At 64.0% G+C, this 24,976-nt stretch carries 21 protein-coding genes and 1 pseudogene; 8 read left to right on the forward strand and 14 right to left on the reverse strand.

The features are described from left to right. Positions 1 to 3: 3 nt before the first annotated feature. From ACTHNR_RS15605 to ACTHNR_RS15625, 5 genes are all read right to left on the reverse strand, one after another. Positions 4 to 1,929: a (Fe-S)-binding protein gene (locus ACTHNR_RS15605; protein WP_440548561.1), complete on the reverse strand. Its 1,926-nt coding sequence runs from the start codon at positions 1,927 to 1,929 to the stop codon at positions 4 to 6. Positions 1,930 to 1,931: 2 nt separating this feature from the next. Further along, positions 1,932 to 3,995 (reverse strand): oxidoreductase, encoded by a 2,064-nt coding sequence (locus ACTHNR_RS15610; RefSeq protein ID WP_440548562.1) that lies wholly within the window; start codon positions 3,993 to 3,995, stop codon positions 1,932 to 1,934. A gap of 87 nt (positions 3,996 to 4,082) precedes the next feature. Next, positions 4,083 to 4,616 (reverse strand): DUF5943 domain-containing protein, encoded by a 534-nt coding sequence (locus tag ACTHNR_RS15615; protein ID WP_440548563.1) that lies wholly within the window; start codon positions 4,614 to 4,616, stop codon positions 4,083 to 4,085. A 52-nt stretch (positions 4,617 to 4,668) separates the two neighbouring features. After that, entirely contained in the window at positions 4,669 to 5,640 is a 972-nt protein-coding gene (locus ACTHNR_RS15620) for a dipeptidase (RefSeq protein WP_440548564.1), read from the reverse strand. Between the two features lie 103 nt (positions 5,641 to 5,743). Beyond that, entirely contained in the window at positions 5,744 to 7,018 is a 1,275-nt protein-coding gene (locus tag ACTHNR_RS15625) for a serine hydroxymethyltransferase (protein ID WP_440548565.1), read from the reverse strand. A 434-nt stretch (positions 7,019 to 7,452) separates the two neighbouring features. Between ACTHNR_RS15625 and ACTHNR_RS15630 the strand changes: the two genes are divergently transcribed. Continuing rightward, positions 7,453 to 8,496 (forward strand): GlxA family transcriptional regulator, encoded by a 1,044-nt coding sequence (locus ACTHNR_RS15630; protein ID WP_440548598.1) that lies wholly within the window; start codon positions 7,453 to 7,455, stop codon positions 8,494 to 8,496. A 17-nt stretch (positions 8,497 to 8,513) separates the two neighbouring features. Here ACTHNR_RS15630 and pdxR (ACTHNR_RS15635) read toward each other — a convergent pair whose 3' ends face one another. Next, the gene (gene pdxR / locus ACTHNR_RS15635; protein WP_440548566.1) at positions 8,514 to 9,950 is read right to left on the reverse strand and encodes a MocR-like pyridoxine biosynthesis transcription factor PdxR; all 1,437 of its coding nucleotides are present in this window, start codon (positions 9,948 to 9,950) and stop codon (positions 8,514 to 8,516) included. Between the two features lie 155 nt (positions 9,951 to 10,105). Here pdxR (ACTHNR_RS15635) and ACTHNR_RS15640 point away from each other — a divergent pair, with 155 nt between their 5' ends. Continuing rightward, entirely contained in the window at positions 10,106 to 10,855 is a 750-nt protein-coding gene (locus ACTHNR_RS15640; protein WP_440548567.1) for an NAD-dependent epimerase/dehydratase family protein, read from the forward strand. Between the two features lie 20 nt (positions 10,856 to 10,875). On the opposite strand, the gene ACTHNR_RS15645 is transcribed toward ACTHNR_RS15640, so the two are convergent. Further along, positions 10,876 to 11,760: a LysR family transcriptional regulator gene (locus ACTHNR_RS15645; protein WP_440548568.1), complete on the reverse strand. Its 885-nt coding sequence runs from the start codon at positions 11,758 to 11,760 to the stop codon at positions 10,876 to 10,878. A 123-nt stretch (positions 11,761 to 11,883) separates the two neighbouring features. Between ACTHNR_RS15645 and ACTHNR_RS15650 the strand changes: the two genes are divergently transcribed. Then, a complete protein-coding gene (locus ACTHNR_RS15650; RefSeq protein ID WP_440548569.1) occupies positions 11,884 to 12,321 on the forward strand; it encodes a GlcG/HbpS family heme-binding protein in 438 nt (145 codons plus the stop codon). 8 nt (positions 12,322 to 12,329) lie between these two features. Here the strand turns inward: ACTHNR_RS15650 and ACTHNR_RS15655 are convergent, their stop codons facing one another. Next, on the reverse strand, positions 12,330 to 12,959 hold the full coding sequence (locus tag ACTHNR_RS15655; protein WP_440548570.1) for a TetR/AcrR family transcriptional regulator: 630 nt from the start codon (positions 12,957 to 12,959) through the stop codon (positions 12,330 to 12,332). 91 nt (positions 12,960 to 13,050) lie between these two features. Between ACTHNR_RS15655 and ACTHNR_RS15660 the strand changes: the two genes are divergently transcribed. After that, complete coding sequence (locus tag ACTHNR_RS15660; RefSeq protein WP_440548571.1) at positions 13,051 to 13,686, forward strand: glutathione S-transferase C-terminal domain-containing protein; 636 nt, start codon at positions 13,051 to 13,053, stop codon at positions 13,684 to 13,686. A gap of 50 nt (positions 13,687 to 13,736) precedes the next feature. Here ACTHNR_RS15660 and ACTHNR_RS15665 read toward each other — a convergent pair whose 3' ends face one another. Beyond that, a complete protein-coding gene (locus ACTHNR_RS15665; protein ID WP_440548572.1) occupies positions 13,737 to 14,216 on the reverse strand; it encodes a cupin domain-containing protein in 480 nt (159 codons plus the stop codon). Between the two features lie 97 nt (positions 14,217 to 14,313). Here ACTHNR_RS15665 and pdxR (ACTHNR_RS15670) point away from each other — a divergent pair, with 97 nt between their 5' ends. After that, positions 14,314 to 15,777, forward strand: a complete 1,464-nt coding sequence (gene pdxR / locus ACTHNR_RS15670) for a MocR-like pyridoxine biosynthesis transcription factor PdxR (RefSeq protein WP_440548573.1) — start codon at positions 14,314 to 14,316, stop codon at positions 15,775 to 15,777. 42 nt (positions 15,778 to 15,819) lie between these two features. Here pdxR (ACTHNR_RS15670) and fdhA read toward each other — a convergent pair whose 3' ends face one another. Next, positions 15,820 to 17,016, reverse strand: a complete 1,197-nt coding sequence (gene fdhA, locus ACTHNR_RS15675; RefSeq protein ID WP_440548574.1) for a formaldehyde dehydrogenase, glutathione-independent — start codon at positions 17,014 to 17,016, stop codon at positions 15,820 to 15,822. A 346-nt stretch (positions 17,017 to 17,362) separates the two neighbouring features. On the opposite strand from fdhA, the gene betB reads away from it, so the two are divergent. Both betB and betA read left to right on the forward strand, forming a co-directional pair. Then, on the forward strand, positions 17,363 to 18,841 hold the full coding sequence (betB, locus tag ACTHNR_RS15680) for a betaine-aldehyde dehydrogenase (RefSeq protein WP_440548575.1): 1,479 nt from the start codon (positions 17,363 to 17,365) through the stop codon (positions 18,839 to 18,841). A 12-nt stretch (positions 18,842 to 18,853) separates the two neighbouring features. After that, positions 18,854 to 20,578: a choline dehydrogenase gene (gene betA / locus ACTHNR_RS15685; protein ID WP_440548576.1), complete on the forward strand. Its 1,725-nt coding sequence runs from the start codon at positions 18,854 to 18,856 to the stop codon at positions 20,576 to 20,578. 37 nt (positions 20,579 to 20,615) lie between these two features. Here betA and ACTHNR_RS15690 read toward each other — a convergent pair. Together ACTHNR_RS15690 and ACTHNR_RS15695 are read right to left on the reverse strand one after the other, a co-directional pair. After that, a pseudogene (locus tag ACTHNR_RS15690) lies at positions 20,616 to 20,903 on the reverse strand (nucleotidyltransferase family protein); the annotation flags it as partial. Between the two features lie 208 nt (positions 20,904 to 21,111). Next, positions 21,112 to 22,116, reverse strand: a complete 1,005-nt coding sequence (locus ACTHNR_RS15695) for a HoxN/HupN/NixA family nickel/cobalt transporter (RefSeq protein WP_440548577.1) — start codon at positions 22,114 to 22,116, stop codon at positions 21,112 to 21,114. A gap of 357 nt (positions 22,117 to 22,473) precedes the next feature. On the opposite strand from ACTHNR_RS15695, the gene ACTHNR_RS15700 reads away from it, so the two are divergent. Then, positions 22,474 to 23,910 (forward strand): MFS transporter, encoded by a 1,437-nt coding sequence (locus ACTHNR_RS15700; RefSeq protein WP_440548578.1) that lies wholly within the window; start codon positions 22,474 to 22,476, stop codon positions 23,908 to 23,910. Between the two features lie 95 nt (positions 23,911 to 24,005). Here the strand turns inward: ACTHNR_RS15700 and ACTHNR_RS15705 are convergent, their stop codons facing one another. Both ACTHNR_RS15705 and ACTHNR_RS15710 read right to left on the reverse strand, forming a co-directional pair. Beyond that, the gene (locus ACTHNR_RS15705) at positions 24,006 to 24,398 is read right to left on the reverse strand and encodes a type II toxin-antitoxin system HicB family antitoxin (protein WP_440548579.1); all 393 of its coding nucleotides are present in this window, start codon (positions 24,396 to 24,398) and stop codon (positions 24,006 to 24,008) included. A gap of 28 nt (positions 24,399 to 24,426) precedes the next feature. Further along, a complete protein-coding gene (locus ACTHNR_RS15710; protein ID WP_440548599.1) occupies positions 24,427 to 24,615 on the reverse strand; it encodes a type II toxin-antitoxin system HicA family toxin in 189 nt (62 codons plus the stop codon). Between the last annotated feature and the right edge of the window lie 361 nt (positions 24,616 to 24,976).

Here is a 24,976-nt window from a genome sequence, read left to right on the forward strand (position 1 = left end):
TTATCACTCCAGCGCGGCGGCAACGAGCTCGGCTATATCGAGCACCTCGGGGCGGGGCCCCACCACGCCCTCGAGCATCGCCGTGCAATTCGGGCAGCCCACGGCCACCACGTCGGCGCCGATCGCCCGGGCATCGGCCATGCGAATGTCGGGAATGCGCGCTTTGCCCGGAATATCGGTGAGCGGCGCGCCGCCTCCGCCGCCGCAGCAGCGTCCGCGCATGCCGTGGCGTTCCATCTCCACGACCTTGATGCCGATCGACTTGAGCGCGCGGCGCGGGGCTTCGGTTTCGCCGTTGTAGCGTCCCAGATAGCAGGGATCGTGATAAGTGATGCGTTTGTCCGCAAGCAGGGCCGACGCCTTTGGCGAAAGCTTGCCCGAATCGACCAGTTCCGCGAGCAGGCTCGTATGATGCTGGACGTCGTAACGCATGCCGAATGCGCGATATTCGTTGCGCAGGCTATGCATGACGTGCGGGTCGGCCGTCACGATGCGTTTGAAGCGCAACGCGCCGAGCGTCGCGATCATTCGCTTCGCCATGCGCTGGAACGTGGCTTCGTCGCCGAGGCGGCGGGCAACGTCGCCCGTATCCGCTTCAGCCCCGCCGAGCACGGCGAAATCGACGCCAGCCTTGTTCAGCACTTTGACGAGGGCACGAAGCGAGCGTTGATAGCGCATGTCGAAGGCGCCCTCTCCCGCGATCAGCAGCACGTCCACCGCCACGCCCGGCTGCGCGACGCGTGCGTTCAAATCCACCGCCCAGTCGTAGCGCGCCGCGATGTCGTACCCGCCGGCGCTTCCCGTTTCGCGCAGATTCGCGAGCACTTCGGGCGCTTTGCCGGGCACGTCGCCCTCGGTCAGCGTGCGATGGCGCCGCATGTCGACGATCGCGTCGACGTGTTCGATCAGCATCGGGCATTCTTGTACGCAGGCGCGGCAAGTCGTGCACGACCAAATCGTGTCCGATTCGATCAAACCCGAGACGATCGGCCCGGTCGGCTGGCCGGCATGACGCCCGATCTCGATGCCCGGCGTCGGGCTGCCGGCGTAGGCGGCGTCGGTGCCGCCGACCATGCCGGTTACCAGGTCTTGAATCAGCTTCTTCGGGTTGAGCGGCTGGCCCGCGGCGAATGCCGGACATGCCGCTTCGCACTTCCCGCACTGCACGCACGCATCGAAGCTCAGCAGTTGGTTCCAGCGAAATTCCACCGGCTTGGCGACGCCGTAATCGCGGTGCTCGATGTCGGGCACTTTGAGCGCCGTGGGAGGCGTGGCGTCGCCGTTGCCCGTGTACGCTTCGCGGCTTGCCGCGAAGCGTTCCTGACGCGGATGAAACGCGAGATGCAGCAGCCCCGCGATCGCATGCTTCATCGGCCCGCCCTTCGCCGCGCCCATCGTCATCGCAAACGCGCCGATGCCGATCAGCACGGCGCAGATGACCGCGAAAGCACGCGACATCATCGCAGCCGGCACGAGCGTGAACAAAACGAGGCCCAGCGCGAACGAGCCCAGCAGCCAGGGCAACGCGTTCCAAGGGCCGCGAGACAGGCGCGCGGGCACATTCTTCGCATGGCGCCGCCGCCAGACGAACACCGCGCCGATCAGCATCGCCAGCGAGGCGAGAAAGATCAGCTTGTCGAGCCAGGGCGAGTAGATCGCCAGCCCGTAGTTGACGAACACGAGCGCAAGCGCCGCGATGGCGCCGCCGGCCGTCGCGACGTGCGTCTTGGCGATGTACGGATCGCGGGCGACCACGTGATGCAGATCGACGAAGTACCGCTTGGGAATGGTGAACAGATTGCCCACGCCGAACGCGCCGGGCGCGCTGGCGCGCCCGAGCCGCCAGTACGACGAACGCTTGACGACGGCGAACGCGAGCCCCGCGACCGACAGCCACAGCAGCACGGTGATGAGAAATGCCGGGCTCATGGTTAGAAGTCCTTACAAAGCCGCAACGAGTCGTAAATCGCACCGTGGATGTTGTGCATCGAGATGCAATCGCCCACGCGGAACAGCAAGAAGCGGCCGTTGCCGAGTTCCTCTCCCAGACATGGCTGCGGTTCCGACGCGAACAGTTTCTGTACGTCGATTTGTCCCCGGTTCAGCGATTCGGCCTTCAGCTGCCAGTAGAGCGAATCGTTAGGCGTACTGCCGTTTTCGATCACGACTTGATCGACGGCGCGTTCCTCCTGTTCTTCGGTGTATTCGTTGCGCAGCACCGCGATCTTCTTGCCGTCTTCCTCGTACACGCGATCGAGCCAATAGTTCGGCGTGTGCACGACGCCTTGCGCATAAAGGCGACGATAGAAGATTGGGAACGTCGTGCCGCCGCAATCGTCCGCGACCTTGACGTCGGGCGTGACGATTTCGACCTTGCCGCCTCGGCTCGAGATGAAATCGGCTACGCCTGCGCCCGCGTGCGTGCTGACGCCGTCATAGACGAGTACGTTCTGCTTCGGCTCGACGCGGCCCGACAAAATGTCCCACGAGCTGACCGCGAGGCCATCGGCGACGCCCCACGCGCTCACTTGGTCGGAAAACGCGCGACCTCCGGTGGCGAGCACGATGATGTCCGGTTTCTCCGCCATGATGGCTTTCATGTCGGCTTCCACGCCCAGCCGCCGGTCGACGCCAAGACGCTTCGTCTCCATGTCGAACCAGCGCACGATGCCCGCCATTTGTTCGCGTTGCGGCGCTTTCGAGGCCAGCACGATCTGGCCGCCGACTTCGGTATTCTTTTCGAACAGCACGACGTCATGGCCGCGCGAACGCGCCACGCGCGCCGCTTCCAAACCCGCGGGGCCCGCGCCGACCACGACCACCTTGCGCTTGGGCCCACGCGACTTTTCGATCACGTGCGGCATGGTCGCTTCGCGCGAGGTCGCCGCGTTTTGCACGCAGAGCACGTCGAGGCCGTTGTACTGGCGGTCGATGCAATAGTTCGCGCCGACACACTGCTTGATCTCGTCTTCGCGGCCGTCGCGAATCTTGATGACCATATGCGGATCGGCGATCTGCGCGCGCGTCATGCCCACGAGGTCGATCATGCCCGACGCCAGCAAGCGTTCGGCTTGGCCCGCGTCGCGAATGCTCTGGGCGTGCATGACGGGAAGATTCACGACCGATTTGATGCCGGCCGCCAAATGCACGAACGGTTCCGGCGGCAACGCCATCGGCGGCATGCAGTTCGCCAAGGTGTTGTGCGTGTCGGCGCCCGAGCCGATCACGCCGAGATAATCGATCAGCCCGGTCTCGGCCATCGCATGCGCGATCTCCTTGAGCTGCTCGTGATCGAGCCCGTCCTCGTGAAACTCGTCGCCGCACATGCGCAGGCCGACGACAAAATCGGGCCCGACGGCCTCGCGCACGGCCGTCAGCACTTCGACGCCGAAACGCAGGCGGTTGGCGAGGCTGCCGCCCCACTCGTCGTTGCGGAAGTTCGTGCGCGGGCTCCAGAACTGATCGATCAAATGCTGGTGCGCCGCGGAGATTTCGATGCCGTCCATGCCGGCTAGCTGCACGCGCTTGGCCGCGGCGGCGAAATCGCCGATGATGCGCCGAATCTCCTCGACTTCGATCGTCTTCGCATTGCCGCGGTGCACGGGCTCGCGCACGCCCGAGGGCGTCAGCAGATGCGGCCAGTGCTCGCCATGAAATGCCGAGCGCCGGCCCATGTGCGTGGCCTGAATCATGATCTTCGCGCCGTGCCGGTGCATCGTCTCGGCCAGCCGGTTCAACGGATCGATGATCCGATCGGTGGCCAGGTTGACCGATTTCCACCAGCCTTGGGGGCTATCGATCGACACGGGGCTCGAGCCGCCGCAGACCGCTAGACCCACGCCGCCCTTCGCCTTTTCCTCGTAGTAGCGGATATACCGATCTCCGGGCAACCCGCCCGGCTCCGCATAGACTTCCGCGTGCGCCGTACTGACGATGCGATTGCGCAGCGTCAGCTTGTTCAGCGTCATCGGTTTGAACAGATGGGGGTAGCGCATGTCGATCGACCTCGAACGAATTCTCTGACGAGTCTTTGTGTAATGGCGTTATGGCGTGATGGCGTTACAGCTGTATTGCTTTAAGGCTTACTGCGCAAGCGGCGACACTTCGAACACGCAATGCTCATGGCCTTCGCCCGCGCACTGCGCCTCTTTCGATTGCGAACGCGGGCCGCGCTTGCCGCTCGCGTCGGTGTCGTTGACCCAGTCCATCGCCCCGGCGAACCATCCGGCGAACATGTAGCAAAGCTTGCCTTCCTTGCCCGGCTGCGCCAGCACGAACGACGAATGACGCAGTTCGATGCGCGCGTGTGCGGTGGACGGGTCTGCCTCGGCGATCTTGAACAGCCCCCATCCGCGTTGCGACAAGCGCTTCAGGTAGTGCTCGAACACAGCCATGCCCGTGAGGCCATGCTGCTTCGCTTCCTTGTCGCACCAGTGATAAGCCGACTTGTAACCGGCCTTGTAGAGAATGTCGGCATACGCCTCGCGGCCAAGCGCTTCTTCCACCGCGACGTGATTGTTCGTGAAGAAGTGGCGCGGCACGTAGAGCATGGCCAGCGCGTCGGTCGTCCATACGCCGGTTTCGGCATCGACGTCGATCGGAAGTTGGGGTTGCATGAATTCGTCCTCGTTGAAGCGTCGTTGACTCGTGGGGTGCGATGGGAGCGCGTCACGCGCCCCACACGTCCTTGAATACGCGTACCCAGTTTTCGCCCATGATCTTGCGAATGCGCGTTTCGCTCCATCCGGCGCGTTGCATCGCGGCCGTCAGGTTCGGAAACTCGCCGATCGTGCGAATGCCTTCCGGGTTGATGATCTTGCCGAAGTTCGTCAGCTGGCGATAACGGCCTTTGTCGTGCGTCAGCATGTCGAAGAATTCTTTCGTGTAGTCCTGCGTGAAGTCGGTTCCGATGCCGACGGCGTCTTCGCCGATCAAGTTCACGACGTAGTCGATGGCTTCGATGTAGTCGTCGATCGTCGCTTCGATCCCGCGCTTCAAGAACGGTGCGAACATCGTCACGCCGACGAAACCGCCGGCGTCGGCGATCTCCTTGAGCTGCGCGTCGCTCTTGTTGCGCGGATGCTCCTTGAGGCCCGAGGGCAGGCAATGCGAGTAGCAGACCGGCTTCTTCGAGAACGCGATCGCTTCCGACGAGGTATTGCCGCCGACGTGGGACAGGTCGACCATGATCCCGACACGGTTCATCTCGGTGATGACTTCGCGGCCGAAATCCGACAAGCCGCCGTCACGTTCGTAGCAGCCCGTTCCCACGAGGTTTTGCGTGTTGTAGCAAAGCTGAACGACGCGCACGCCCATGTCGGCGAACGCTTCGATGTAGCCGAGGTTGTCCTCGAAAGCATGTGCGTTTTGAAAGCCCAGGATGATCCCGGTTTTGCCTTCCTTTTTCGCACGGAAGATGTCGTCCGTGGTCCGCACGAGCGTCAGCAGTTCGCTGTTGTCGCGAATCCGCTTTTTCATTTCGCCGATGTTGTCCACAGTCTTCGCGAAATTTTCCCAGACCGAGACCGTGCAGTTGGCGGCCGTGATGCCGCCCTTGCGCATGTCCTCGAACACCGGTTTTTCGAACTTGGAGATGTTCAGACCGTCGATGATGATGCTGTTGTCGTGCAAAGTGGACATGGGATGCTCCGGGCGTAGGCTTTGGTCTATGGCTGTGCGCTATCGGGTATGGATCGGCCGGCTGATTTCCGCTTCGACAGGCGGCCGCATCGCATTCGCTCGTTCAGTAGATCGGAAATTGCTCGCAGAGCGCGAAGATCTCTTTGCGCACGCGCTGTTCGGTCTCGGCATGGCCCTCCGGGTGACGCGTCAAGGCATCGAACACCTCGAGGATCAAACGCCCGATCTGCTCGAATTGTTCGACGCCGAAGCCGCGCGTCGTGCCTGCCGGCGTGCCGAGGCGAATGCCCGAGGTCACCGTCGGCTTTTCGGTATCGAACGGAATGCCGTTCTTGTTGCACGTGATGCCGGCGCGCTCCAGCGCGGTTTCCACCTGCGTGCCTTTCAGGCCCTTCGGCCGCAGATCGACGAGCAGCAGATGATTGTCGGTGCCGCCGGTCACGAGATCGACCCCGCCTTCGCGCAGCACGGCGCCGAGTGCCTGCGCATTGGCCAGCACGCGGTCGATATAGCGCTTGAAGCCGTCGTCGAGCGCCTCGCCGAATGCGACCGCCTTGCCCGCGATCACATGCATGAGGGGGCCGCCCTGCAGGCCCGGGAACACGGCCGAGTTGATCTTCTTGGCGATGTCCTCGTCGTTCGTCAGCACGAAGCCGCCGCGCGGGCCGCGCAAGGTCTTGTGCGTCGTCGAGGTGACCACGTGCGCATGGTCGATCGGATTCGCATGACGGCCCGCGGCGATAATGCCCGCGATGTGCGCCATGTCGACCATCAGCTTCGCGCCGACGCGATCGGCGATAGCGCGGAACCGCGCGAAATCGAGCGCGCGCGGGTAGGCCGAAAAGCCCGCGATGATGAGGCTGGGACGGTGCTCGTCGGCCAGTGCTTCGATTCGGTCGTAGTCGATCAACATCGTGTCGCGGCTCACGCCGTACTGCACGGCGTTGAACCACTTGCCCGACAGGGCCGGCTTCGCGCCGTGCGTGAGGTGTCCGCCCGCGTCGAGCGACATGCCAAGCACCGTATCGCCGGGCTTGGCGAGCGCAAGCATGACCGACCCGTTGGCTTGAGCGCCCGAGTGCGGCTGGACGTTCGCGAATTGCGCGCCGAACAGGCGCTTCACGCGCTCGATCGCGAGCGCTTCGACTTCATCGACGAATTCGCAACCGCCGTAGTAGCGCTTGCCCGGATAGCCTTCCGCATATTTATTCGTCAGAACAGAGCCTTGCGCTTCGAGCACGGCGCGCGAAACGATGTTCTCCGACGCGATCAGTTCGACCTGGGACTGCTGACGCTCGAGCTCCCGCAACACCGCGGCGCGAATCGGCGCATCGCGTTCGGCTAAGGTCTGCGAGAAAAACGGCTCTGTATTCGACATGGCGTATCCGTATTGAGGGCCCGGCGCCCGACGCTGCATCGGGGCGCCGCCGGCGTTCGTTGGCGACGGCTCTATTCTTGTCGTTCGCCCTTTTGGCGGATTGACGAATTCAGACGCGTTCTTTGCCTTTTCCGACACGCGCGTCCGTTTTGGACAAGTCGGATGAGTGCTGTCGATGCGAGGGCCGGGGACGGGCCGCGACCATCGGCCGCGTGGGACGGCGTGCCGCCCGGCTTACGCTGCAACGCACCATTCATGCACCGTTGCATTGCCGATTCGCCCTATGGAAGGGCCGTTGTCGCACAGATGCAGTGCAATATTCATTGGCTTATCAGGCCATCCTAGGGTTAAGCCGTATGGCATGCTTGTTGCCCTGGAATCCACAATGAAACGCGCCCCGGCTCGGTGAGAGGTTCGAGCAGCGGCAGCATAAGATCGGATTCGAAGGAACGCCCCCCATGTCGCCCGACCGCACCGCGTCGCTCTCCACTTTCGCGTTCATGACTTTGCCGAACTTCACGATGATCGCGTTCTCGAACGCGGTCGAAGTGTTGAGGATGGCGAACTATCTGAGCGGCCAGACGCTTTATCGTTGGACGGTCGTGAGCCCCGACGGCGGCCCCGTGATGGCCAGCAACGGATTGGCCGTCGAAACGATGCCTATCTCTTCGCTCGAGCAACAGCCCGACGTCGTCTTCGTGTGCGGCGGCGTGGACGTTCAGCATTCGACGACCAACACGCACTTATCCGAATTGCGCCGCTTCGCGCGCATGGGCACGGCGCTCGGCAGCTTGTGCACGGGCACGTATGCGCTCGCCCGTGCCGGCTTGCTCGACGGCTATGCTTGCGCGATTCATTGGGAGAACATGTCGGCGCTGAAGGAAGAATTCCCGGGCACGCGTTTCTTGAAGGAATTGTTCGTCGTCGACCGCGATCGCATCACGTGCACGGGCGGCGTGGCGCCGCTCGACATGATGCTGCATTTGATCGCGCCGCGAATCGGCACGCCGCGCGTGACGCAAATCGCCGAGCAGTTCATCGTCGAGCACGTGCGCGATACGAGCGCCCAGCAACGGATGCCGCTCGTCGCGCGGCTGGGCTCGGCGAACAAGTCCCTGTTCGAAGTCATCGCGCTGATGGAAAACAACATCGAAGAGCCGCTTTCACGCGAAGAACTCGCGCGGCTCGCGAACATGTCGCAGCGTCAATTGCAGCGCTTGTTCAGAGAGCATCTGGGCATGACGCCGACGCACTACTACCTCACGCTGCGGCTGCGCCGCGCGCGCGAGTTGCTCTTGCAGACCGACATGTCGATCATGCACATCACGATGGCGTGCGGGTTCCAATCGGCGTGCCACTTCAGCAAGAGCTACCGCGACGCGTTCGGCACCGCGCCCACGCGCGAGCGCCGCAACCAAGTCGCGCCGCTCGCCCGCCCTAGCGCGAGTACCGTGCCCGCGCCTACGCTTCACGCCTGAACCGCGATCGATCGCGATCAATCACCCTCGAACGCGTCGCGCAAGCGGCGCGCGATCTGTCTCGCCTCGCCCGCCGTCGCGACATTCGTGAACCCCATCAGCAAAGCTTGATCGCGTCGGCGCGGCTTCGCGTGGCGCTCGGAAAGCGGCTGACAGTTCATACCCTCTCGTTGGGCACGGCGCGCCAGCGTACGATCTCCGGCTTTCGCTCGCACGCGCACGACGAGATGCATGCCGCCGCGCGTCTGATCGACCTGCACGCGGTCGCCGAAGACCTCGTGCAGCGCGTCGGCAAACCACGCGCGGCGACGGCTGTACAGCAATCGCATCTTCTTCAAGTGCCGCGCGAAATGGCCGCCCGTCAAGAAGTCGGCCACTGTCATTTGCTCCAAGCGCGGGCTGCGGCTCGGGCCCGCTTCCATCGCCTTCGCGAAGCGCGCCGCGACAGCGTTCGGCACGACCAGATACCCGAGCGACAGCGACGGAAACAATGCCTTCGAAAAGCTTCCGGCATAGATCACGCGGTCATCCGCATCGAGACTCTTGAGCGCCGGCAGCGTCGGGCCCGCGTAGTGAAACTCGCCGTCGTAGTCGTCCTCGAACACCCAAGCGTTCGCGCGCGACGCCCAGTCGAGCAGCGCCAATCTGCGCGCCACCGTCATCGACACACATAGCGGCGCTTGATGCGACGGTGTGACCACCGCCATCCGCGCACGAGGGGCCCAGCGCTCGCCTTCGGCCACCGCGATCCCCTCGTCATCGACGGGAATAGGCGTAGGGATCAGCGACGCCTGCTCGAGCACCGCTCGGGTGGGCGGGTAGCAAGGGTCTTCGATCCAGACCGAATCGCCGCGTTCAAGCAACACGCCAGCGGCCAAGGCAAGCGAAGCACGATAGCCCGCCGTGACGAAGACTTGCTCGGCGTCGCATGCGACGCCTCGCGACACGTGCAGGTAGGCGGCGATCGCCTGCCTGAGCGCGGGCTCGCCGCAAGGATCGCCGTAGCTCAAATCCGCGGGCAGCGTCATACGCACACGGCGCGCCGCGAGCCTCGACCACAGCTTGCGCGGGAATGCATCCAGGGCGGGAATGCCGAGCTGCAACGGCATCGGCGCAGGCGTCGCCGACTTCGCGGCCGGCTTGTCGATGGGCGCAAGCCGGCCCGTGCCGGCCGATCCGGCCGGCGCCTCCACCCGGCCTGCGCGCGGCGCATGCGGCAGATTCGGCGAGACGATCGTCCCGGCCGGACCGCGCGCCAAGAGATAACCCTCCCCAGCCAGCCGCTGATAGGCCGCTTCGACCGTGCCGCGCGCCACACCCAATTCGCTGGCGAGGGCACGCGCCGACGCCACGCGCGCACCCGGTGCGAGTATGCCCGTATCGATCGCCTTGCGTACGCGCTCATAGATTTGCCGGCCAAGCGGCGCACGCTTGCGTCGATCGATCCGATCCATTTGAGCGATCGACGCAAGGGCTCGGCCATGCGCGTTTCCAGGTTCGTCGGCTTCGGCTCGTTTCGATGGTCTAGTCATTTTATGCACTTTTGGTCCTTTTCGTTGGTGCATGGTACCGCCAAACTGACGCTCATCGATCGCGGAGGAACCCCATCATGAACGGAAAAGTCTTTTTGGCCGGCGCGGCCGGCGCTGTCGGTGCGGCATTGACGCCACTGCTCGTCGAATCGGGTTACGAGGTCTACGGCACGACCCGGCACATCGAGCGCACGGACAGCATCCGCGCCGCGGGCGCGCATCCGATTCTCGTCGACATGTTCGATCGCGCCACGCTTGCCGACGCGATCGAACGCGTTGCGCCGACGATCGTCATTCATCAACTGACCGATCTGCCGCCCGGGCTGGATCCCGCGCGCATGGCCGACGCCGTCGCGCGCAACGCCCGCATTCGCACGGAAGGCACGGCCAATCTCGTTGCCGCCGCGCGTGCCGCCGGTTGCGAACGGATCGTGGCCCAGAGCATCGCATGGGCTTATGCCCCCGGCGCTACGCCTTATGACGAGTCGCACCCGCTCGATACGGCGGCCGAAGGCGCGCGGGCCATCACCGTCAACGGCGTCGCGGCGCTGGAACGCACGGTATTGAGCCTGAACCAAACGGGCGGCGTGGGCGCCGTGCTGCGCTATGGAAGCCTCTACGGGCCCGGCACCGGCAGGGACGCGCCGCAAGGCGCAAGCCCGCTGCACGTGGAGGCCGCGGCCTGGGCCGCGCTGCTTGCCGCGCAACGCTCGCGCGGCGGCGCCTTCAACATTGCGGAAGACAGTGCGGAAGTGACGAGCGAGAAAGCCAAGCGCGAACTTGGCTGGCGCCCCGACATGCGGTTGGCGCAGCGCGTGGTGCAATGATTGTGGGATTGGCCCGCAGCTTAACGCGTCTGCGCGCCGATCCGTTCCGCGAGAAAATCCACGAGCGAGCGCACGCGCTTAGGCAACGCCTTCCCTGCCGGCCAAACCAGGTGGACAGGCGCGGCTTCCGGTTCGAACGCCGTCAATACGAGTTCGATGCTTCCGTCGGTGACGTAGTCCTGAACCTGCCATAGCGGCGCCCGCGCCACGCCAAGCCCCGCGACGGCCGCGAGGTTGCACGCTTGTGCGTGACTCGAGCGAAATCGCCCCTTCACGCGCACCGTTTGGCCATCCGGTCCGAACAACCATGCCTCCTCGTCGGCGCTCTTGCGCAACAGGCACTCATGGTGCGCGAGATCCCCAGGCACTTGCGGATAGCCGCGCGCGGAAAAGTAGCTGGGCGCGCCGAATATCACGCGTCGCAGTACACCGATGCGCTTGGCCTTGAGGTCGGAGGGCGGCAACGCACCGAGGCGAAGGGAAACGTCGATGGCCTCGCCGGCTAAGTCGACGTGCCGCTCCGACAGCACGAGTTCGATGCTGACGCCGCTATGCAGCCGCATGAATTCGGCGACAGCGGGCACGGCGTACTGCGTTCCGAACCAGGTCGGCGCCGCCAGCCGAATCGCACCGCGCAACTGCTGTGCTTGGTCGACGAGCGCATCGCGTGCGGCCACGATCTCCTGCACGGCGGGCCGGATTCTCTCGATGAACGAAAGGCATGCGGGGGTTGGGTAGACACGGCGCGTCGTTCTGTTGAACAGCGATACGTTCAACTCCCGCTCCATCGAGGCGAGCGCCCGGCTGACCGATTGCAGCGAACGCCCCAGCGCGGCGGCCGCGGCGGTCAGACTGCCGTGGTCGACCACGGCCAGCAGCACTGCGTAGTCCTCGTTCGCCCTCATGTCGATTCTCTCGCTTTTCGGAAGAATGGCTCTCGGTCGCGACCACTACACGCGAAGCGGCCGAGGTCCTACATTCTATGCGCGGCGACGAACCGCTCCCATTTCCGACTCGAGAAAATCGACATGAACGACCAAGCCCAACCCGTCTCTCCCCTACCCTACGGCGCCCCGATCACGCTCGAAAGCGCGCAACGCGTAGCTCATGCCGCGCAGCGCGAGGCTGAGCGGCACGGCTGGCCGATGGTGATCGCGATTGTCGACAGCGGCGGGAATCTCGTGCTGCATGTGCGCCTGGATCAAGCCCAATTGGGCAGCATCGAAGTCGCGCGCCAAAAGGCCGAAACGGCAGTCCGCTTTCGCCGGCCCACGAAGCGATTCGAGGACGCACTGGCCGAAGGCGGCTTGCACCTGCGCCTGCTGGGCATGACGAATCTGACGCCGCTCGACGGCGGCTTGCCGCTCTTCGTCGACGGCCGCCTCGTGGGTGCGATCGGTGTATCCGGCATGCAATCGCATGAGGACGCGCAGGTGGCCGAGGCCGGCGCCGCCTTGCTGCGATAGCGGCGCGCTCACGCGCCGCCGGCGGCGCATATCATCGCCACGCCTGCTTGAGCCGTCGCGCGCAACGCGGCGCGCTTGTCGCCCGCGCGAGAGCGCACCGCCAAGGAATGCATGATCGCCGAGGCAACCTTGGCAAGCGCGGCGCAGTCCGCGTCGGGATTCAATTCGCCGCTGCGCTGGGCGCGGGCGAGGCGTGCTTCGAACGAGCGGTCGAACGCCTGCAATCCCTTCCCGAGGATCGTGCGCACTGACTCGTCGTTGACCGCCTCGACCGCCGCCGTGCCGATGAGGAAGCACCCCTTCGGCGCATCGCCCGATTTAAGGTAGAGCCCGAGCGCAAGGTCGTACACGCGCATCAACGCTTCCTCGAGCGGCCGCTCATCGCTCAGCGCTTCGTTCATCGCGACCACGTTGACGTCGACGTAGCGCTCGAGCGTCGCGAGATACAACGCGTGCTTATCGCCGAATGCCCCGTAGAGGCTCGGCCGGTTCATGCCCGTGGCGGCGCTCAACTCGTCGAGCGTCGTTGCGCTATAGCCGCTCTGCCAGAACGTGTCGCGCGCCCGTGCGAGCGCCTCGTCGGCGTCGTATGCGCGCGGCCGACCACGCGCACGCTTTCCTTGCTCTTGCTCGTCCATGTTTATTTTGTACTGACATGAATAAAAATAATTGACGCAATGCATTTTTGTTCACTATAGTACAAAAACCTACCAAGAAGAGGATCGAGACATGGAACTGTACTTTTCGCCGCTCGCCTGCTCGCTCGCGACGCGCATCGCGTTCTACGAGGCCGGCTACGAAGCGACCTATGTCCAGGTGGATACGAAGCGTAAGCGCGTGACGACCGACGGCGATTTCTTCGAGATCAACCCGATCGGGCAGGTGCCGGTGCTTCGCACGGACGACGGCGAGCTATTGACCGAAAACACGGCGATCCTGCCGTACGTGGCGGACCAACTTCCGTCGGCCAAGCTCGCCCCGGTTGGCGGATTCGAACGCGCTCGCCTGCATCAGTGGCTAGGATTCATCAGTACGGAGCTGCACAAGGCGCTGTTCGTGCCTCTGCTGACGCCCACGGCAAGCGACGACGTCAAACACTATGCTCGGGAGCATGTCGCGCTGCGCATGGACACGCTGCAAACGCATTTGGCCGAACGCGATTGGCTGCTCGACGGCTTCAGCGTGGCCGACATCTATCTCGGCGTGGTGTTGAACTGGGCGCGCTACTGCGATGTCGATCTCGCGAAGTGGCCGGCCGCGCTCGCGCTCTATAAGCGCGTCTTCGCTCGCCCGGCGGCGGCGCGAGCATTGAGCGAGGAGGTCGCGCTCTATCAGGCCGAATCGGCGCGAGTAAGCGCGCAATGAAGGGCGCGGCGCGCGATGCGCGCCGCGCTTGCACTCGATCAGTCGTTCGATCAATCGATCAAATCGAGCGCCTTCAGTCCATTGGCTTCGCAGTACTCGCGATAGACGGCTTGCTGCGTCGTAGCCGACGCGCGATGTCGCACGCCGCCGTCCGCGCCGATGAATTCGACCGTGCCGTGGACCACCACGAGGACGACCAGCGGTACCTCGCCCACCACCTTCCACCAATCCGTATTGCCGGGCGGCTCGTAGACATAATCCCCGGGGCCGATGCGCTCGCCCGTGCAAAGCTCGCGCTCGCCCTCCAGATTGAACGCATGGATCTCGCCCGTATGCCGATGCAGCGGCATGATCGCCCCGGGGCTCATGCGCATTAGTTCCACGAAGCCGCGACCATCGGCGAAAAAGCGCAGCGGCTTCCACGATTTGACCGGCGACTCCGGGATCCAAGGAGTGTCGAGCCCGCGGGCAATGCGGGCCGGGAGGTATTGAATAGGCGATGCGGGCGGTAGCGACTCGATGAGACTCATGGCAAGGGCTCCTTTTTTCGGCGACGACAGCGCCGGTTTCATGGAAGCACTTTAGCGCTACACTGGGTCCTAATTTGATCCAGTTCGTGACTCACCGATGGAACCAGTTTTTGAGTTTCCCCTGGAACCCGACAAGCGCGGAAAAACGCCCCTCGCTCATTGGCTTCATCAGCGCTTGCGGGCAGCGATCGTCGAACAGCGCCTTCGCGCAGGCGCGCGATTGCCTTCGACGCGTCGCGTGGCCGAGGCGTACGGCATCGCACGTAATACCGTCATCGCCGCCTACGATCTGCTGATGGCGGAGGGCTTCATCGTGACGCGCCCGGGCGCGGCTGCCGAAGTCGCTGAATCGACGCTTTCGCGAAACGCGGGCGGACGCGGTCGCCCAGTTCGGCTCGCGGCGGCGCCTTCCGGCGAGTGGCACGCAGGACTACCTAACTCGCCAGGCGCAATCCACCGCGCCTCACCGACATCGCGAGGCTTCGCATTGGGGGTGCCCGATCACCGACGGTTTCCGTCCGATGTGTGGCGGCGGCTGCTGCTGCGCTGCGCGAGCCTTGCGCTGCCGGATGCCTTCGACTATCCGCCCGCCGAGGGGCGCCCGCTGTTGCGCGCCGCGATCGCTCAGCACGTCGCGTATTCCCGGGCCGTCGTCTGTTCCGAGGACGATGTGGTCGTGACGTCGGGGGCGCAGCAGGCCTTCGACTTGCTTTCGCGCGTCCTCGTCAAAAGCGGACGCACGAAGGTGGCGGTCGAAAACCCCGGGTATCCGCCGCTGCGCGCCGCGCTGCTCGCCGCCGGCGCACAGCTCGTGCCGATACCGGTGGACGGCGAAGGCCTCATCGTCGAGATGCTGCCTTCCGATGTGCGCCTCGTCTGCGTGACGCCCTCGCATCAATTTCCGACGGGCGTGGCAATGTCGCTTGCGCGCCGGCAGGCGCTGCTCGAGTTCGCGCGGCGCAATGGGTCCGTCATCGTCGAGGATGACTACGATGGCGAGTTTCGCTACGGCGCACACCCGCTCGACGCATTGCAAACGCTAGACCGCGATGAAAAGGTCGTTTATGTAGGGACGTTTTCGAAGAGTATGTTCCCGTCCTTGCGGCTAGGTTACGTCGTGGCGCCGCCTTGGCTGACCGGCGCGCTAGCCGCTGCGAAACGGACCGCCGACAACGGCGGCAATGCCGCGCTGCAGGAAGCCTTGGCCCGCTTCATTCTCGACGGCCACCTCGCGCGGCATGCGCGCGCCATGCGCAAACGCTACGCCAGCCGGCGCGATACGTTGCTACAGGCGATCGAACGCGACCTCGGCGCATGGCTCACCGCAGTGTCGCCCCACGCGGGAATCCACTTGTACGCGCGGTATCAAGATCGCCGACAAGCCCGCCGCGTCGTCTCTCTGGCCCTGCAGCACGCGATCGGCGCGCAACCGGTCGGCGATTTTCTCGTTGAGCGAGAACCGACCGCGGGTACGGGCCTCGCGTTCGGGTTCGGGTGTATCGACGAACCCGATATTGAACGATCGATCAAGGCACTGTCGCGCGCATTGAACCGCACCTAGGGGTGCGGTTCGCGCGGCTCGTCCATGCACAAGGACGAAAGACTAGGCCGCCTTGAGCATGCCGTGCGGGTCGATGACGAACTTGCGCGGCGCGCCGCCGTCGAATTCGCGGTAGCCCTCCGGCGCCTGATCGAGCGAAATCACGGTCACGTTGACGATCTTCGCGATCGGCAGCTTGTCCCAGAGGATCGCCTGCATCAAGTTGCGGTTGTACTTCATCACCGGCGTTTGGCCCGTATGGAACGAGTGCGACTTCGCCCAGCCCAGACCCAGCCGCAGGCTCAGGCTTCCGCGCCGCGCGGCGGCGTCCGATGAGCCCGGATCGTCGGTCACGTACAGCCCCGGAATGCCGATTGCGCCGGCCGCACGCGTGATTTCCATCAACGAATTGAGCACCGTGGCCGGCGCTTCCTGCGTGTGGGCGTTGCCGTGGCCGTGCGCTTCGAAACCGACGCAGTCCACCGCGCAATCGACCTCGGGCTTGCCGAGGATCTGCTCGATCTGTTCGCCGAGCGAAACATCGAGCGACAGGTTCACCGTTTCGAAGCCCATCGCCTTCGCGTGGGCGAGACGCGCTTCGTTCATGTCGCCGACGATCGTCACGGCGGCGCCCAGCAGGCGTGCCGACGCGGCGGCCGCCATGCCGACGGGGCCCGCACCGGCGATATAGACGGTCGAGCCCGGTTTGACGCCGGCGGTGACCGCACCGTGATAGCCGGTCGGCAAAATATCGGATAGACAGGTCAGGTCGCGGATCTTCGCCAGTGCCTGGTCGCGATCGGGAAACTTCAGGAGATTGAAGTCGGCATAAGGCACGAGCACGTATTCGGCCTGGCCGCCGATCCAGCCGCCCATGTCGACGTAGCCATACGCGCCGCCGGCGCGCGAGCTGTTCACGTTCAAGCAGACGCCCGTATGCTGATCCTTGCACATCGGGCAACGGCCGCATGCAACGTTGAACGGAACGGAGACGAGATCGCCGAGCTTGAGCGTTTCGACGTCGCGTCCTATTTCGACGACTTCGCCCGTAATTTCGTGGCCCAGCACGAGGCCTTCCGGCGCGGTCGTGCGCCCGCGCACCATGTGCTGGTCGGAGCCGCAAATGTTGGTGCTGACCACCTTGAGAATCACGCCGTGCTGGATCGAGCGCCCGCTCGGATCGACCATTTTCGGATAGTCGATCGACTGCACCTGCACCTTGCCCGCGCCCTGATACACGACTCCTCGGTTGCTGCTCATCGTATGCGTCTCCTTTCGTCTCGATCGCTGAACGGCGATCCTCGATGCGGGACGAGGCGCCCCCTCGTCGAAGGGGCTTGCGCCTCGCGCCCGCTGCTGCCTGCAGCGTAGTCCGCAACCGGGGCCCAGGGTCGTACAAAAGGCGACGCGCGCTTGTTCGAGGGCGACAAGGGAAAGCGTCCACGCCGCGCGACCGCCCCGCTGGCTCATAACCGTCCAAAACGCGACAAGGGTTTGCTAGAACCCGACACCCGGTGTGCAACGCCCGCCATATCGATTGAGCGCCGGGCGCAAAACGCCTATCGTGGAAGCCTTCGAAAGACTGACGAGATTCATGGAGAGTTCGATGACCCTGTCCACCGTCTACGGTCCGCAGCGTCTCTATATCGGCGGCGCGTACGTCGACGCCACGTCCGGCATCACCTTCGACACGTTCGATCCGGCGACCGGCGAGCGCCTGGCCACGGTCCAACAGGCCAGCGAGGGCGATGTTCAACGCGCCGTCGCCTCGGCGCTCGAAGGACAGCGCGAATGGGCGGCGCTGGGCGCGATGGCGCGCTCACGCATTTTGCGTCGCGCCGTGGAGCTGCTGCGCGCGCGCAACGACGAGCTCGCAGAACTGGAAATGCGCGACACGGGCAAGCCGATTGCCGAAACGCGAGCGGTCGACATCGTCACGGGCGCCGACGTCATCGAGTATTACGCAGGCCTCGCCACCACGCTCGAAGGCCGCCAAATCCCCCTGCGCGAGGATTCCTTCGTCTATACGCGCCGCGAGCCGCTGGGCGTGTGCGCGGGCATCGGCGCGTGGAACTATCCCATTCAAATAGCTTGCTGGAAGTCGGCCCCTGCCCTCGCCGCCGGCAACGCGATGATCTTCAAGCCGAGCGAAATCACCCCCTTGTCGGCGCTCAAGCTAGCTGAAATCTACAGCGAGGCGGGCCTACCCCCCGGCGTCTTCAACGTCGTGCAAGGCAATGGCGCTGTAGGCGCGATGCTGGCCGAGCATCCGGCGATCGCCAAGGTGTCGTTCACCGGCGGCGTGGAAACGGGTAAGAAGGTGATGTCGCTCGCGGGCGCGTCGTCGCTGAAGGAAGTCACGATGGAACTCGGCGGTAAGTCGCCGCTGATCGTATTCGACGATGCCGATCTGGAACGCGCGGCGGACATCGCCGTCACGGCCAACTTCTTCAGCGCGGGCCAAGTCTGCACGAACGGTACGCGCGTATTCGTGCACCGCTCGGTGAAGGCGAAGTTCGAAGCGCTCGTCGCCGAACGCGTCAAACGCATACGCATCGGCAAGCCCTCCGATCCCGAGACGAATTTCGGCCCGCTCGCGAGCGCCGCGCAGCTCGACAAGGTGCTCGGCTATATCGAAAGCGGCAAGCAGGAAGGCGCACGCCTCGTCATCGGCGGCGCACGCCTCGCGGACGGCGAGTTCGCGCGCGGCCAATACGTGGCGCCCACGGTGTTCGCCGATTGCCGCGACGACATGCGCATCGTGCGCGAAGAGATCTTCGGCCCGGTCATGTGCCTGCTCGAATTCGACGACGAAAACGAAGCCATCTCGCGCGCCAATGCCACGCATTACGGCTTGGCGGCCGGCGTGGTCACCGAGAATCTGTCGCGCGCGCACCGCACGATTCACCGTCTCGAAGCCGGCATCTGCTGGATCAACACATGGGGCGAATCCCCCGCCGAAATGCCGGTGGGCGGCTACAAGCAATCGGGTGTGGGCCGCGAGAACGGCATCACCACGCTCGAGCACTACACGCAGATCAAATCGGTACAGGTCGAACTCGGCCCGTATCGGCCCGTGTTCTGAAGGAGAGCGCTCGTGAGTGCGAACGAATACGACTACATCATCGTCGGCGCCGGCTCGGCGGGCAATGTCCTCGCGACGCGCCTGACCGAGGACGCCGGCGTCACTGTCCTGCTGCTCGAAGCCGGCGGCCCCGACTATCGCTTCGACTTCCGCACGCAGATGCCGGCGGCGCTCGCCTATCCGCTTCAAGGCCGCCGCTACAACTGGGCGTACGAAACCGAACCCGAGCCCTACATGGACAACCGCCGCATGGAGTGCGGGCGCGGCAAAGGGCTCGGCGGTTCGTCGCTCATCAACGGCATGTGCTACATCCGCGGCAATGCGCTCGACTACGACGGCTGGGCGCAGAACAAGGGGCTCGAGAACTGGAGCTACCTCGATTGCCTGCCTTATTTCAAGAAGGCCGAAACACGCGACATCGGCGCGAACGACTATCACGGCGGCGACGGTCCCGTGCACGTGACGACGAGCAAACCCGGCAACAATCCCTTGTTCGGTGCGATGGTCGAAGCCGGCGTGCAGGCAGGCTACGCGCGCACGGACGATCTCAACGGTTATCGGCAAGAAGGCTTCGGCCCGATGGATCGCACGGTGACCGCGCAGGGCCGCCGCGCCAGCACGGCGCGCGGCTATTTGGACCAGGCGCGGCAAAGGCCGAATCTGACGATCGTCACGCACGCGCAAACCGATCGGGTGTTGTTTGCCGGCAAGCGGGCGAACGGCGTGGCCTATCTTCATCGCGACACATCGGTAACGGCCTACGCGCGCCGCGAAGTGCTCGTTTGCTCGGGCGCCATCGCATCGCCCCAATTGCTGCAGCGCTCGGGAGTAGGTCCGGGCGAGTGGCTGCGCGAACTCGACATCCCCGTGGTGCTCGACCTGCCCGGCGTCGGCCGCAACTTGCAAGATCACCTTGAGATGTACATGCAGTACGAGTGCAAGGAGCCGGTCTCGCTCTACCCCGCGCTGAAGTGGTACAACCAGCCGGCGATCGGATTGGAATGGCTGCTCAAGGGCACAGGCATCGGCGCGAGCAATCAATTCGAAGCCGGCGGCTTCATCCGTACGCGCGACGACGATCCTTGGCCCAACATTCAGTACCATTTCTTGCCGATCGCGATCAATTACAACGGCTCGAACGCAATCGAGATGCATGGGTTTCAAGCGCATATGGGATCGATGCGCTCACCCAGCCGCGGGCGAATCAAACTGCGCTCACGCGATCCGCGCGTGCATCCGAGCATTTTGTTCAACTACATGGCCGATCCTCTGGATTGGCGCGAATTTCGCGACGGTATTCGCATCACGCGGGAAATCATCGCGCAGCGCGCGCTCGATCGGTATCGAGGCCGTGAGCTCAGTCCGGGCGCCGAGCTGAAGACGAATGCCGAGCTCGATGCCTACGTTCGTGCGCATGCCGAGACGGCCTATCATCCGTCTTGTTCGTGTGCGATGGGGTACGACGATATGTCGGTGGTCGATGCCGAAGGCCGCGTGCACGGCTTGGAAGGGTTGCGCGTGGTGGATGCGTCGATCATGCCGCGCATCACGACGGGCAATCTGAACGCGCCGACGATCATGCTGGCCGAGAAGATCGCCGATCGTATTCGCGGCCGTGCGCCGCTTCCGCGCGTGGAGGTGCCGTACTACGTGGCGAATGGAGCCGCCGCGCGTGGGGAAAAGCAGGCGGCGGGGGACGCGTCGATTAAGTGCTCGGCTGCAGGCGTGACAAATTAAAGCGCACGACCCGCCTTGGCGATATAGTCTTCCGCCGTCATACTCCTAGCGGAATGCCCTCGCGGTGAATGTTTTCGATCAGCGCCGGATTGCTGAAGAGTTCGGGGTGCTGCATCTCGTCTTCCCAAAGCGGCAAAGCTTCAATCAATACGCCGGTTTCCAATAGCACGTCGAACGCCATGCCGGCCATAACGAGCGCGACAGGTATCCGCTTGCTGTGCTCACCTGGCAGAATCACTGCGATGTCGGCATCGCTTTCGGGGCCGTGAGTGTCTCGAGCGCGACTGGCAAAGAGGATCGCGCGACTGACCGCGTAATGGCCGGCAACGCGTTCGAGGAAGGCGCCCGCTGCGCGAGCAGTTTCCGCATCGACACGAGGTTCACGGCATTCTCCAAGGACTTATTGCGAAGCAGTATGACCGGGTATGCCCGGGTTCGCAATCGCATGCCCGTCCTCACTCGCATCCGACATGCTGCAACGCACCATTTCGACTGCTTCCGGAATCGGGCAGAGCGCACAGCGTTCCTCCGCCTCATCCGAGACGCACCTTCGTTCGTCGTCGGCGCCCCCTCATCGCGGCGCCGCCCCAAACCAGCGCAAACAGGCAGACGATGGCGGCTCCGGTAAGGCTAGAGTCATCGGAGACGCGTCGCACGGATTGCCAAACCCCGCCTGTCAAATCGAGCGAATCGCCTAGCAATCGCATCGCTTCGACGCTCCCGACGACGACGGCAATGCCCACGGACAACGCCGTCACAGTCATGTCATAGCGAAGCTTGCGCCTGAAATCGACGAGCGCCCACCCGTACGCACCGATCATCAGCAATCCGTCCGTCGTATCGACGAGCGTCATACCCGCAGTGAACAGCGAAGGAAAAATCAACGCATCGGCGAGTGGCATGCCGTGCGCCACACGTCCCGCCGACAATCCGAGCAACCCCACCTCTGTCGCTGTATCGAAGCCGAGTCCGAACAGGAACCCTAGCAGGTACATGTGCCAACTCTTCGTCGTCCTTCCAAGCGCGGGAGCCAAGAGCCGCGATAGCGGGCCGCGAGTGGCAAATTGTTCAAGCCTGTCCGGATGCGATGCTCCTTTCGCGCCCCTGAGGCGAGCATATGTCCGCGACACGGATAAGAGCACGCGCAAGTTCGTCATCGCGATAGTGAGCAAGAAGAACGAAGAGAATAGCCCGCCAACCACCGCTCCTATCGTCTTGAACAAGTCGATTCGCGAATTCAGTTCCGCCGCCGCCGTCGCAATGAAAGCCGTCGCCAGCACGACCACCGTCGAGTGTCCGAGCGAAAACATCAAGCCGATCGTCAGCGGCCGCTTGCCGGCGTGCATCATCTTTCGCGTGACGTTGTCGATCGCCGCGATGTGATCGGCGTCCAGCGCATGGCGCACGCCGAAGGAGTACGCCAGCACGGCCATGCCCATCAACGTGGGGACGCTCCCGAGCGCGGCGAACGCCCACGCCCAAACGGCAATGTTGAAGATGAATAGAAGTCCATACAGTCCCGCAATATGTCGACGCATGTGCACTTTGTTTTTCGCCCAAGGGCGGATGTTCTGATGAGGTTCTTCGGTGACCGCCCGTTCCCGCGTCGCGCCTAGGCTCGCTCCGATGCGCTTCGAAACGGTGCAGAGCCGGCGCAGGCACGCCAATGTCGTGCATCGCTGCTCCACGACGATGCACCCTCGGCCACGCGCTTGCCAACGCTTTGCACGGCCGCATCGCTAAAGCACGACCAGTGCCATAAGCGGCGATGGCGTACTCGTTCCACTCGCCCGCCGCTTTTCTTCTATGTGGCCGATTAATGACGTCATTTACTCGTCGATGTGCGCCATCGCACCAGCCACCCATCGACGCAAGTGCTTCACTCGGAGCCAGCCATGCCAAACGCCGTTCCTTCGCCGTCGTCTCACGCGCACGCTGCAGCACGACTCGAACGTCTGCCCTTCTCCTCGTATCACCGTTTGCTGTTCATCGTCATCGCCCTCGCCTTTTTCTTCGACTCCGTCGATCTCGGCACGATGACATTCGTCCTCGGTTCCATCAAGACCGAATTCGGGTTGACGACCGCCACGGCCGGGCTCGTCGCGAGCGCGAGTTTCTTCGGCATGGTCGCGGGCGCGGCGGTGGCGGGATTGCTCGCCGACCGCTTCGGCCGGCGGCCGGTGTTTCAATGGAGCATGGTCCTTTGGGGGGTGGCCTCGTATCTGTGCTCCACGGCCCACAGCGTCGAGGCGCTGATCGGCTACCGCGTCCTGCTTGGCGTAGGAATGGGCATGGAATTCCCCGTTGCCCAGGCGTTGCTGTCAGAGTTCGTTCCCACGGCCTCGCGCGGCCGGCTGATCGCGCTGATGGACGGCTTTTGGCCGCTCGGATTCATCACGTCGGGCATCGTCTCATATTGGGTTCTGCCGGCCTTCGGTTGGCGCAGCGTCTTTGCGTTGCTGGCCGTTCCCGCCGTCTTCGTGCTGATCGTGCGCCGCATCGTGCCCGAATCGCCGCGTTGGCTCGAACATCGCGGACGAATGCGCGAAGCCGATTCGGTGCTGTCGCTCGTCGAAGCGAAAGTCATGCGAGCCACCGGGCGCTCCGAGTTGCCGCCGCCTGCCGTGGATATCGATATGCAGAGCGCTCTTCGTTCGCGCGGCGCTTTCCGCGAAATCTGGAGCGGCGTCTACCGTGGGCGAACCATCATGGTGTGGACGCTATGGTTCTTCGCGCTGCTCGGTTTTTACGGATTGACCTCGTGGCTCGGCGCGTTGATGCAGCAGGCAGGCTTTGCCGTCGCGAAGTCCGTGCTCTATACCGTTTGGATTTCGCTGGCCGGCATCCCTGGGTTTCTCTGCGCGGCATGGCTCGTCGAGCGATGGGGACGCAAACCCACTTGCGTCGCCTCGCTCACGGGCGGCGCGGCAATGGCCTATCTCTACGGGCAAACGGCACTGCACGGCGGCAGCGTGGCGCTCGTCATTTGCGCGGGCCTCGCCATGCAGTTCTTTTTGTTCGGAATGTGGGCTGCGCTCTATACCTACACGCCCGAACTTTACGGCACCGGCGCGCGCGCGACGGGCGCGGGATTCGCCTCGGCCGTCGGGCGCGTCGGCTCGTTGATCGGACCGTACGTGGTCGGCCTCGTGTTGCCGACCTTCGGGCAAAGCGGCGTGTTCACGCTCGGTGCGTGTTCGTTCGCGCTGGCCGCGATCGCAGTGGCGGCGATGGGCATCGAAACGAAGGGGCTCGCGCTGGAAGCGCTTGGGCAAGCGCAAGCGGGCGCGTCGAGCACGGATGGTTACGCCGCCGCGCGTTCGCCACGCTGAAGGATCGGTTGGCGGCCAACGCAGCCGCGCTTCCCGTGGCTAGGCCAGTCCTTTTCGCAACGAAGCAGCGCCCCTGCGAAGCAGCGGGGCCAGGCTCAATGACCGGCCATTTCATGCTCGGCCGCCAACGCGAGAAACGCCGAGCGGGACATTCTGCGCACGCGTGCCGCCTCGTCGATCTGTTGAACGAGCCTTTCCGGCAGGCTGATATTGAGCCGAATCGCTCTGGAATTGATGCGAGAGAGATCCACGTCGAACAGCATCCACACACCACCGTTGTACTCGGGGTTAGGGACGAGTTGCTCGAGCGGCGTCGGCTCCGGCACCATTTCATCGCCGTCCGCGAAATGCGCCTCGACCGCTTCTTGAACGGCGCGCGGCAGGTCCTCCCACTCGTCGGCCGCGGCGAAACATCCGGGGAAATCCGGAAACGAGACGCCGTGCGCATGTTTCGCATCGCCGATATGTACATACAGTGGATAGAGCATTGGACGCTCCTTTCAGTTCTGATGGGGGTTACGAGTCTTTCAGGCCCGCTTGCTTCAAGATGTTGCGCACCGTCCCGATCGGGAGGTCCTTCTTCGGATGCGGCACGGTGACTTTGCCTCTTTTGATCGGATGCTTGAACTGATGGTGCGAACCGACCGTATGCGCAAGTCGCCAGCCGTCCGAGGTCAGTAGTCTGATGAGGTGCGCACTATTCATTGTGTAATGATACACAACAATGATCGTTGAAGCAAATCGCGTGACGGGCTATGCTCCGCCTCCGCTGTGTGCCTACTTAGACTGCAAACCGATATTTCGCAAGATCTGGCTTCCGCGGATTCGCTGCGCCGCGCCAACGACTGCAAAACCCAAATTGCGAGAGCCGTCGGGCGTATCGCGACAAACGCTCGATTCGACGCGCTGCATTTGGCGGCGCTCGACCGCGCCGCGGCAAGCGTCTGTCGATAGCAATTCGTTCACCTCGACCCACCATCCTGCTATAGGAAGGCCTGAGCCTGGGATGCACCGCATCCCGGCCAGCCACGCGCAGTGCACGCTCAAGTGCGGGTTGGCGCCGCTC

This window comes from Trinickia sp., assembly GCF_051954495.1.
Lineage (GTDB): Bacteria > Pseudomonadota > Gammaproteobacteria > Burkholderiales > Burkholderiaceae > Trinickia.